8 protein-coding genes are annotated in these 10,245 nt (G+C 66.7%); 3 read left to right on the top strand and 5 right to left on the bottom strand.

Going from position 1 to position 10,245, the window contains the following annotated elements; genetic code table 11:
• Nucleotides 1-1,471, bottom strand: a 1,471-nt coding sequence (locus QZ749_RS12415) for an Ig-like domain-containing protein (protein ID WP_296947132.1), incomplete at its 3' end; no start/stop codon positions are given.
• A 215-nt stretch (nucleotides 1,472-1,686) separates the two neighbouring features.
• Here QZ749_RS12415 and QZ749_RS12410 point away from each other — a divergent pair.
• Nucleotides 1,687-3,099 (top strand): MATE family efflux transporter, encoded by a 1,413-nt coding sequence (locus tag QZ749_RS12410; protein ID WP_296947131.1) that lies wholly within the window; start codon nucleotides 1,687-1,689, stop codon nucleotides 3,097-3,099.
• On the opposite strand, the gene QZ749_RS12405 is transcribed toward QZ749_RS12410, so the two are convergent.
• The gene (locus tag QZ749_RS12405) at nucleotides 3,090-5,147 is read right to left on the bottom strand and encodes a PAS domain S-box protein (RefSeq protein WP_296947129.1); all 2,058 of its coding nucleotides are present in this window, start codon (nucleotides 5,145-5,147) and stop codon (nucleotides 3,090-3,092) included. The two genes, QZ749_RS12410 and QZ749_RS12405, sit on opposite strands and share 10 nt — an antisense overlap.
• A gap of 171 nt (nucleotides 5,148-5,318) precedes the next feature.
• On the opposite strand from QZ749_RS12405, the gene QZ749_RS12400 reads away from it, so the two are divergent.
• Nucleotides 5,319-7,541 carry a S9 family peptidase gene (locus QZ749_RS12400; RefSeq protein ID WP_296947126.1) on the top strand — a complete coding sequence of 741 codons (2,223 nt, stop codon included), beginning with the start codon at nucleotides 5,319-5,321 and terminating at the stop codon, nucleotides 7,539-7,541.
• 166 nt (nucleotides 7,542-7,707) lie between these two features.
• On the opposite strand, the gene QZ749_RS12395 is transcribed toward QZ749_RS12400, so the two are convergent.
• On the bottom strand, nucleotides 7,708-7,887 hold the full coding sequence (locus tag QZ749_RS12395) for a CsbD family protein (RefSeq protein ID WP_296947123.1): 180 nt from the start codon (nucleotides 7,885-7,887) through the stop codon (nucleotides 7,708-7,710).
• A gap of 180 nt (nucleotides 7,888-8,067) precedes the next feature.
• Here QZ749_RS12395 and QZ749_RS12390 point away from each other — a divergent pair, with 180 nt between their 5' ends.
• The gene (locus tag QZ749_RS12390) at nucleotides 8,068-9,168 is read left to right on the top strand and encodes an AI-2E family transporter (RefSeq protein WP_296947121.1); all 1,101 of its coding nucleotides are present in this window, start codon (nucleotides 8,068-8,070) and stop codon (nucleotides 9,166-9,168) included.
• A gap of 140 nt (nucleotides 9,169-9,308) precedes the next feature.
• Here the strand turns inward: QZ749_RS12390 and QZ749_RS12385 are convergent, their stop codons facing one another.
• Nucleotides 9,309-9,488, bottom strand: coding sequence for a CsbD family protein (locus tag QZ749_RS12385; protein ID WP_296947117.1), 180 nt, complete (start codon nucleotides 9,486-9,488; stop codon nucleotides 9,309-9,311).
• 103 nt (nucleotides 9,489-9,591) lie between these two features.
• Nucleotides 9,592-10,224, bottom strand: coding sequence for a bifunctional 2-polyprenyl-6-hydroxyphenol methylase/3-demethylubiquinol 3-O-methyltransferase UbiG (locus QZ749_RS12380; RefSeq protein WP_296947181.1), 633 nt, complete (start codon nucleotides 10,222-10,224; stop codon nucleotides 9,592-9,594).
• Nucleotides 10,225-10,245: the final 21 nt, after the last annotated feature.

The raw sequence follows: 10,245 nt of genomic DNA, 5'->3' as shown, positions 1-10,245 counted from the left end.
TGCTGGTGATGCTCCACTTGCCGCCGTTCACCACGGCGCTGCCGAGCACGGTCGTGCCGTCGGTGTCGTACAGCGTGACGGTGTCGCCGCTGGTGCCGGTGCCGGTGAATTGCGGCGTAGTGCTATTGGTGCGGTTGTCGCCCGCGGTGCCGCTGTCGCTGGCGGCCGCCAGCACGGGCGCGCCCGGCGCCGCCGGCGTCGACGTGTCGATCTCGAGCGTCAAGCCCGTGCTGGCCTTGGAGACATTGCCCGCCAAATCGGTCTGCTTGACCGTCAGGGTGTGGCTACCGCTGCCCAGCGTGGAACTCGTGATGCTCCACTTGCCGGTGCCGTCGGCCGTGGTGGTGCCCAGCAGCGTGGTGCCGTCGGTGTCGTACAGCCTGACCTTGGCATTGCCCTCGGCCATGCCGGTGACGACCGGCGTGGCGACGTTGGTGAGCAGGTCGCCGGCGACGCCGCTGTCGCTGCCGGTGCTCAGGGCCGGCGCCCCAGGGGCGACCGGCGCCGTGGTGTCGATCAGCACGGTCTTCACAGTGCTGGCGGCCGACGCGTTACCGGCGGGATCGACCTGCTTGACCGTCACCTGGTGCGTGCCCTCCGCCAGCGTGCTGCTGGTGATGCTCCACTTGCCGCTGCCGTTGACGGTGGCGTGGCCCAGTGCCGTATTGCCGTCGGTATCGTACAGCGTGACGGTGGCGCCGATCTCGCCGGTGCCGGTGAACACCGGCGTGATGTTGCTCGTGATCGCGTCCGCGCTGGAAGCACCGGTGTCGGTCCCGGCCGTCATCGCCGGTGTGGACGGCGCGGCCGGCGCCGTGAGGTCGACGGTCAATGCCAGCCCGGCGCTCAGCGTCGACGTGCTGCCGAGGGCGGTCTGGGTGACCTTCAGCGTATGCGTCCCTTCGGACAGCGCGGTGCTGGTAATGCTCCAGATGCCGGAGCCATTGGCCGTCACACTGCCCAGCTCGGTGATGCCATCGGTATCGTACAGCTTGACGACGGCGTTCGGCTCCGCCGTGCCCGTGATCGTCGGCGTGGCGTTCTTGGTGATGTTGTCGCCCAATACCCCGGTATCGCTGACAACGTCCAGCGCCGGCACCGGCGGCGCGCCGACACCGATCGTGGCGGTTTCGGTCGACGTGCTGGTAAAGCTGTCGTTGTACATGGCGGCCAGGCCATTGATCGTATAGTTCAGGCCGAGCGGGAAGCTTCCCGAGGTATCGGTGCCGGTGCTGGTGATGGTGTACCGGACAATATAGTTGTCCATGACAATGATGCCGGCCATGCTCGTCGTCATGGTCGTATCCATGATCGCGGTCCATCCGGCCGGCACCGACGGCGAAAACTGGATGTCGCTGCCGACGTAGACGAATGCAGCCGGGACGCTCACGGTGAACGAGATGACCGGCTGGCTGCCCGGCGTGATGGCGACGGTCGGGCTGTCGGGGGTGATGGTGCCGAGAACTGTCATGATGCTCCTTGTTCAATGTCTTCTAATAATCATGCCAAGCTGGTCGGCAACATCGCCATCCCACTGGATTGATACATGAATTGTATTGCAGCAAGGTAACCAAATGTGGCCGATCGGAGAATCTGTGGTATTTCGTCCATGAGGCTGATCGCTCCCCCGTCCCCGGCTGCGGCCGTTCGCTAGTAAAATGGCACGTTTCCCGAACCTTGCGCACCATGACGTCCACCGCTTCCCTCCCGCAGCCTGCCCACCCCGTCCGCACCGAGATCGCCACCCTGTGGCGCCTGTCGTGGCCGATGCTGGTGGGCCAGCTCGCCACGGTCGGCATGGGTGTCGCGGACGTGGCGATGACCGGGCACGTCAGCGCGGCCGAACTGGCCGCCGTCTCGCTCGGCACCTCGGTCTGGTCGATCATCCTCGTCACCGTGATGGGCGTCATGATGGCCGTGAATTCCGTGGTCGCGCACGAGATGGGCGCCGGACGCTTCGAGCGCATCTCGCATTCGGTGCGCGAATCGCTGTGGATGGGCCTGCTCGTCGGCATCGCCGGCTGCCTGGCGGCGAATGCCTGCGCGCTGCTGTTCGACCACATCGGCCTGGAACAGGCGGTGGCCGACCGCGCCAAGACCTTCCTCCACATCATCAGCCTGGGCATGCCGGCCTTCGCCTGCTACCGCGCGCTGTACGGCTACACGACCAGCATCAACCAGACCAAGCCGATCATGGTCATCGCCATCCTCGGCCTGGTCTACAACATCGTCGTCAACTGGCTGCTGGTGTTCGGCAAATTCGGTTTCCCCCAGTTGGGCGCGCTGGGCTGCGCGGTGGCGACGGCCAGCGGCGTGTGGCTGATGCTGGGCGCCATGGTCGTGTGGATCAGGCTGTCCAGCGCCTACCGTCTCACCTACCCGTTCGGGCGCTTCGAGGGGCCGGACTGGCGCGAGATCGGCGCCATGCTGCGCCTCGGCCTGCCGATCGGCGTCACGCACTTCGCCGAAGTGAGCGCCTTCGGCATCGTCAGCCTGCTGGTGGCGCGCTTCGGCGTGGTGGAGGTGTCGGCGCACCAGATCGCGCTGAACTTCGTCTCGCTGGTGTTCATGGTGCCGCTCAGCTTCGGCATCGGCGCCCTGACCCGCGTCGGCCAGGCCATGGGCGAAGGCAATCCGGTGCGCGCCCGCTTCGTCGCCTGGACCGGCACCGGCATGTGCATCGCCTTCGGCGTGCTGTCGGCCCTGTTCATCCTGGTGTTCCGCTGGCAGATCGTGGCGATGTACACGTCGGACCCCGCCGTGCAGGCCACCTGCGCGACGCTGCTGCTGTACGCCGCGCTGTTCCAGCTGTCCGACTCGACCCAGGTGGCGGCCGCTTCCGCCATGCGCGGCTACCAGGTCACGCGCGCGCCCATGGTGATCCAGATGATCGCCTTCTGGGGCGTGGCGCTGCCGGCCGGCTGGATCCTCGGACTGGCCCCGGCCTGGTTCCCGTGGTCACCCGACAAGCCGATGGCCGCGACCGGCTTCTGGATCGGCCTCGTGCTGGGACTGACGGTGGCGGCGGTGCTGCTGGCGTGGGCGCTGGACAAGCTGTCGACGCTGCGGGTGCGCGAGGCGCGGGCCGCTCAGGCCTGAGCGCAGTCGAGCGAGACGGTAAACACGCTGCCGGCGCCGGGACCGTCGCTGCGCGCGGCGATGCCGCCCCCGTGCAGCGTGACGATGGTCTTGACCAGCGCCAGGCCGATCCCCAGGCCGCCCTGGCTCCGGTCCGGCGACCGCTCGGCCTGGGTGAACAGGTCGAACACGTGCGGCAGCAGCGCCGCGTCGATGCCGAGTCCGTTGTCGCGCACGGCGATCGACAGCGTCGCCTCCTGGCGCGCGACCACCACGCCGATGCGGCCGCCCGGCGGCGTGTACTTGGCGGCGTTGTTCAACAGGTTGACGAGTGCCTGCACGAGCCGGTTCGCATCCCCGACGATGGCGGCGCCGCCGGCGTCGCCCTCCACCGACAGCACATGCCCGCGCGCTTCGATCAGCGGCCGCGCCTGCTCGACGGCGCCGGCGACGATGACCATCGGGTCGAGCCGGGTCCGTTCCAACTGGATGAGGCCGCGCGTGACACGCGACACGTCGAGCAGGTCGTCGACGAGCGACGTCATGTGCCGCACCTGCCGGCCGATGACGTCGCTGGCCCTGCGCACCCGGTCCTCGCCGGCGGTGCCCAGGCGCAGCATCTCCGCCGCCGCGGCGATCGGCGCCAGCGGATTGCGCAGCTCGTGCGCCAGCATGGCCAGGAATTCGTCCTTGCGCCGGTCCTGTTCCTGCAGCGAGCCGTACAGGCGCGCGTTCTCGAAGCCGTTCGCCGCGAGGGACGCCAGCTGCATGAGGATGGCTTCGTCTTCCTCCGTGAAATCGCCGGCGGTCTTGTCGGACGCCTGGATCAGGCCGATGTTCCGGCCCATGCGGTCGACCAGCGGCACGGCCAGCCAGCCACGCATCGGCGGATGGTGGCGCGCTTCCTTGCCGAAGCCGCGCCACGCGGGATGCGCGACCAGCTGTTCCTGCGTCAGGCGCACGGGCTGGTTGGTGCGGCACACCTCGGCATAGATGCCGCTGCCGTCGGTGGCGCCGGCATAGCTGCGGAAGGCGGCGTACTTGTCGGACAACGAGACGGCGTTGATGGCCTGGGTCCAGTTGTCGCCGGCGGTGAGCGACACGACGGCCTGGTGCACGTCGAGGATGTCACGGACCTGCACCACCAGCGCCTCGGCGATTTCCTTGCTCGACAGCGCCGTATGCAGCGTGCGGGAGGCCTGCGCCACCTTGGCCAGCAGCGCCGAATTGCGCTGCTCCCGGTCCAGCTGCCGGGCCAGCGCGGCCTGGGCCATGACAGTATCGTGGATATCGGCATTGGCGCCGATCCACTCGCGCATGTTGCCGTCGGCGTCGGCGATGGGGATGCCCTTGACCGCCACCCAGCGGTAGCCGCCGTCCGGGCGGCGGATCCGGTACTGCGTCTCGAACGGCGTCTGCGCCGCCACGCTGGCGAGCCACAGGGCGCGCGTCCTGTCGCGGTCTTCCGGATGCAGCGCGTCCGCCCATCCATAGTCCTTGAACTCGTCGTAGGTCTGGCCCGTGTAGGCGCACCAGGAAGGCGAATCCTCGCGCACGCGCCCGTCGGCGTCCGCCGTCCAGATGATCTTGGACGTGGCCATGACGAGGGACCGGAAGCGCTCTTCGCGCAGGCGCAGGGCCGATTCCGCTTCCATGCGCTCGGTGATGTCCTCGTGCATGAGCATGACTTCCAGCACCCTGCCGTCGTCGTCCTTGATCGCATGCGCGCGCGCGGTCACCCAGCGCGCGGGCCCGCTGCCTTCCAGGGCGGCCACGTCGTAGCGCATCGCCGGCAGCGCGACCGATTCGCCGGCGCAGGCCCGCGCCAGCAGTCCCGCGATGCCGTTGGCGACCAGTTGCGGATCCGTCAGCACGTTGTAGCGGTCGCTGAACACGAATGCCTTCAACGCCGATCCTTCATGGATCTGCCAGAGCCGTTCCCAGGCCTTGTTGACACGCAGCGTCCGTCCATCCGGCGCCAGGATCTGGATGCTGACCGGCGCCTGTTCGAACAATGCGCTGAAGCGCGCTTCCTGGCTGGAAGATGACGGCCTGATGTCGGAAGACATGAAATGACGGAAATGATGATGGGCAGGAATGATGTCACAGTTTTATGAAGTTCGCCCGCCCCGTAGCACGGATGTGCGTGACCGCCGTCGTCGTATTTACAGCTTTTCCCGAACGACTCTGGTATCGTCTCGCCCGTTGCACATAATTAATCATTCCCCCGAGACCAATTCATGCGCCTTCTTACCTGCCTCATCGCCGCCGCCCTGTCAGCCGCTCCCGCCGTCCATGCGGAGCGCCTGACGCTGGACCGCCTCCACGCCGACCCGGCGTTGTCCGGTCCTGGCGTGCGCGCCCTGCGCGTCTCGCCCGACGGCGAGCGCGTGACCTTCCTGCGCGGCCGTTCCGACAACCAGTTCCAGCTGGACCTGTGGGAATACAATATGAAGGACAAGACCACGCACCGCCTGGTCGACTCCAAGAAACTGGTGCCGACCGAGAACCTGTCGCTGGAAGAAAAGGCGCGTCGCGAGCGCATGCGCACCGCGAGCCTGTCGGGCATCCTGAGCTACAGCTGGTCGCCCGACGGCAAGCAGCTGCTGGTGCCGATCGCCGGCGACCTGTACCTGGTGAACGCCGCCAATCCGGACCAGGCGCGCAAGGTCGCCTCGGGCAACGTCACCGATCCGAAGATCTCGCCGAAGGGCCGCTACGTGTCCTTCGTGCGCGACCAGAACCTGGTCGTGATCGACCTGGCCAGCGGCCAGGAACGCCAGCTGACCACGGACGGCAAGGACACCATCCACAACGGCGAGGCCGAATTCGTCGCCCAGGAAGAGATGGACCAGAAGACCGGCTACTACTGGGCACCGGACGATTCCGCCATCGCCTACCGCCGCTTCGACGAAGCCCAGGTGCCGGTGGCGCGCCGCTTCGAGATCTTCGCCGACCGCACCGAAGTCATCGACCAGCGCTACCCGGCCGCCGGCGACCCGAACGTGCTGATCGACCTGATGATCGTCGACCCGGCCAGCGGCAAGCAGAAGAAAGTGGACCTCGGCGCCGAGAAGGACATCTACCTGGTGCGCGCCGACTGGAGCGCGGACGGCAAGACCCTGGTCTACCAGCGCCAGTCGCGCGACCAGAAGCGCCTGGACCTGGTGGCCGTCGACGCGACCACCCTGGCGCAGCGCCCGCTGCTCACCGAAACGTCGAAGACCTGGGTCGCGCTCCACGACGACCTGCGCTTCCTGTCGAAGCAGAAGGCCTTCATCTGGGCGTCGGAACGCACTGGCCGCAACCACCTGTACCTGTACGACCTGAACGGCAAGCTGCTGCGTGCCTTGAGCAGCGGCGAATGGGGCGTGGACAACATCCTGGCCGTCGACGAGGATGCCGGCAAGGTGTATATCGCATCGAACAAGGATGCGCTGACCGACAAGCAGACCTATGCGCTGAACCTGGACGGCAGCAATGCGGCCAAGCCGGTGCGCGTCACCAAGGCGGACGGCTGGCACGACACCACGTTCGCCAGGAACGGCAAGATCTTCGTCGAGACCTTCTCCGACCCGAAGACCCCGCCGCAGGTGGCGATCCGCCGCGCCGACGGCACCATGGTCGAGTGGCTCGAGCATAACGAAGTCAAGGGCGACCACCCATTCGCCAAGTACATGCCGGACCTGCTGCCGACCGAATACGGCACCATCAAGGCCAAGGATGGCCAGGACATGGTCTACGCGATGATCAAGCCGGCCGGCTTCGATGCGTCGAAGCGCTACCCGGTGTTCCTGACCGTGTACGGCGGCCCGCACTCGCAGCAGGTCACGCGCGGCTGGGGCAATATGTTCAAGCAGTACATGGCGCAGCAGGGCTTCGTGGTGTTCACGCTGGACAACCGCGGTTCCTCGCGCCGCGAGCGCAAGTTCACCGACGTCATCTACGGCGAACTGGGCCGCCACGAGGTCGAAGACCAGGTGGCGGGCATCGACTGGCTGGCCAAGCAGGGCTTCGTCGATCCGAAGCGCATCGGCGTGTTCGGCTGGAGCTACGGCGGCTTCATGACGCTGCGCCTGCTGGCGGCGGCGTCGGACAAGATCGCGGCCGGCGTGTCGGTGGCCCCGGTGACCGACTGGGCGCTGTACGACACCCACTACACCGAGCAGTTCATGGGCAGCACGCCGAAGAGCAATCCGCAAGCGTACCAGCAGAGCGGCGTGTTCGCGCACCTGGACGGCCTGAAGTCGCCGCTGCTGCTGGTGCACGGCATGGCCGACGACAACGTGCTGTTCACCAACACCACGCGCATGATCGACGCGCTGGTCAACCGCAACGTGCAGTTCGAGCTGATGACCTATCCGGGCGCCAAGCACGGCATCTCGTCGCGCGCGGGCCAGCGCCACGTGTACGGCCTGATCGAGGCGTTCATGAAGAAGAACCTCAAGCCTGGACAACAGTAAAGACCGTAGGGTGGACGGCTTCGCCGTCCACGCGTCCAAGGCACGGCGCTGATCGCGTGCCCGACGAATCGGCCGGTGCGTATCACCGCGTGGACGGGGGACCCGTCCACCCTACGAAAAACGGCCACCGGTTCGCACCGGTGGCCGTTTTCATTCGACGCGCGCCTTACTTGGTCGCGTCGTGGATCGATTCCTTCAGGTTGCCCAGCTTTTCCTGGGTCTTGCCCTCGACCTGGTTGGCCAGGCCCTTGGCCTGCTGCTCTTCGCTGCCCACCAGCTTGCCGGCTTCTTCCTGGATCTTGCCGCCGATATCTTTCAGTTTGCCGTTGATCTGGTCCTTGTTCATGGTGTTCTCCTTTGCTTGTGCGAGACATCTGCCGTGATTGGCGATGCGTTGAAGCCATCATAAGCGGGCCTCGGATATTGCTCAGTTAGAACACGCACACAGCGCATCCACCGCTGGCGCGCGACGGCGAGCCGTCATGGCTGATAACATTTTTTCATTACAAAATGGAACGGCCACACCATGAGCGAGCAATCCACCTACCCGCCCTCCCCACCCGAGGCCAAGCGATCCGCGGCGCAGCGGCGCCTGATGCGGCGCCATGCGCTGATCGACGGCATCGCCGTGCTGTTCCTGGCGCTGGCGGCGGCCGTCGTCCTCGCGGCGGATGCGCTGATGCTGGTCTTCGGCTGCATCCTGTTCGCGATCCTGCTGTACGAACTGAGCGCCATCCTGCACCGCCGCTTCGGCTGGAACCGCAAGCTGGCGCTCGGCGTGGTCGTGCTGCTGCTGGGCGCGATCGTCGGCCTGGGCGGCTGGGCGATGGCGCCGCAGATCTCGGAGCAGGCCACCGAGCTGGCCAGGGAGATCCCGGCCTCGATCGAACGCCTGCAGCAGACCGTGCACCAGCATCCGATCCTGAACCGCATCGCCAGCGAACTGCCGGATGCGGAAACCATGACGCAGTCGCTGGGCCGGATGGTGCCGAACCCGGGCCTGTTCTTCAGCGGCGTACTGGGCGCGATCGGCAACGTCGCCATCATCCTGTTCGTGGGCATCTATTTCGCGCTGTCGCCGGACGTGTACAAGCGCGGCATCGTCAAGCTCGTCCCGCAGACCAGGCGCGAACGCGCGGTGCAGGTGATGGACACGATCGGCGACAACCTGGCGCGCTGGCTGGTCGGCAAGACCATCTCGATGCTGATCGTCGGCGTCGCCACCGCGGTGGGCCTGACCCTGCTCGGCGTGCCGCTCGGGCTGATCCTCGGCATCATCGCCGGCCTGCTCGATTTCATTCCCTACGTCGGCCCGATCATGGCGGGCGTGCCGGCGGTGCTGATCGCGCTGTCGATGGGGCCGGACGCGGCGCTGTACGTGGTGCTGCTGTTCCTCGGCGTGCAGACGCTCGAGGGCTATGTGCTGCAGCCGCTGGTGGAGGCGCGCGCGGTCGCGCTGCCGCCGGCGCTGACGATCGTCATGCAGCTGGTCTTCGGGATGCTGCTGGGATTTGCGGGGGTGGCGCTGGCGACGCCGTTGACGGCGGTGTTGATGGTGCTGGTGAATATGCTCTATATCGAGGATATTCTCGGGGACAGGCCGGAACGGGCCGAGCGGGATGGATGACGTGGTGGTGGGCACGGGGTGCCCACCCTACGAGGGGTCCGGTGTCGAACGAAGCCGTAGGTGGGCACCTGTGCCCACCTGCCTGGCCGCACCAATGAAAACGGCCGCCCGGAGGCGGCCGCTGCGTGGTGCGAACCGGATCAGCGGTTGCCCTTGTTGACGGCGTCCTTCAGATCACCGACCTTTTCCTGGGTCTTGCCCTCGACCTGCTTCGACAGGCCCTTGGCCTGCTGCTCGCTGCTGCCGACCAGCTTGCCTGCTTCTTCCTGGATCTTGCCGCCGATATCTTTGGCCTTGCCCTTGACTTGGTCCTTGTTCATGGTGAACTCCTTTCGTCAGTGAAGTGCTGCTTCCTTTCGAAGCCGCGTGATCACAGAATAAGCGGATGACCATCATCATTCTGTACGCGAATTAACAAAGCCGTCACATTTCCTTGTGGACAGGCTTGCGCCAGACGCTGGCCAGCCAGGGCTGTTCCTCGCGCGGCAGGCCGTCCGGACGGTAGTAATGGTGCAGCGGCATGAAGCCGGCGCCGACCAGGTGGCGCTCCCAGGCGGGATAGTCGTGGAAGCTGCCGTAGCGCGGTCCGTTCCAGCCTTCTTCGTTGTTCCCGCGCGGATTCGAACTGAACAGCACGCCGCCCGGCTTCAGCGCCGCGTGCAGCTCGCCCAGCACCTTGGGCAGGCAGGTGCGCGGCACGTGGAACAGCGAGGCGTTGGCATAGATGCCGTCGAAGGTCGAGGCCGGCAGGCGCAGGTCGAGGAAGTTCTGGTGCCAGACGTCGCAGAGGCTGTAGTCGCGCGCCATCGCGACGAAGCGCGCGCTGCCGTCCAGCCCGATCGCGTGGTGGCCGAGTTCGGCGAAGGTGCGCAGGTCGCGCCCCGGGCCGCAACCGAGGTCGAGGATCGTGAACGGGAACGGCGCCTCGATCGCGTCCAGCAGCGCGCCGATGTTCTGGCTGACGTCGTGGTCGATGGTGCCGAAGAAGAAGCGGCGCGCGCAGCGGTCGTAGTGGTGCAGCGTGCGCCGGGCGATGTCGTGGAAGTCCTCGTCCATGTGCGCGGCGGTCAAGTGGAT

It is taken from the genome of uncultured Massilia sp., assembly GCF_913773735.1.
GTDB lineage: Bacteria > Pseudomonadota > Gammaproteobacteria > Burkholderiales > Burkholderiaceae_D > Telluria.
Note: the sequence above shows the minus strand (reverse complement) of the source record. Positions and strands in the feature narration are given on the sequence as shown.

Bases quoted from the DNA above. Each gene is read 5' to 3' on its own strand.
- QZ749_RS12380 (WP_296947181.1), bottom strand. From the start codon at position 10,224: ATGGACGAGGACTTCCACGACATCGCCCGGCGCACGCTGCACCACTAC.
- QZ749_RS12405 (WP_296947129.1), bottom strand. From the start codon at position 5,147: ATGTCTTCCGACATCAGGCCGTCATCTTCCAGCCAGGAAGCGCGCTTC.
- QZ749_RS12390 (WP_296947121.1), top strand. From the start codon at position 8,068: ATGAGCGAGCAATCCACCTACCCGCCCTCCCCACCCGAGGCCAAGCGA.
- QZ749_RS12400 (WP_296947126.1), top strand. From the start codon at position 5,319: ATGCGCCTTCTTACCTGCCTCATCGCCGCCGCCCTGTCAGCCGCTCCC.
- QZ749_RS12410 (WP_296947131.1), top strand. From the start codon at position 1,687: ATGACGTCCACCGCTTCCCTCCCGCAGCCTGCCCACCCCGTCCGCACC.
- QZ749_RS12385 (WP_296947117.1), bottom strand. From the start codon at position 9,488: ATGAACAAGGACCAAGTCAAGGGCAAGGCCAAAGATATCGGCGGCAAG.
- QZ749_RS12395 (WP_296947123.1), bottom strand. From the start codon at position 7,887: ATGAACAAGGACCAGATCAACGGCAAACTGAAAGATATCGGCGGCAAG.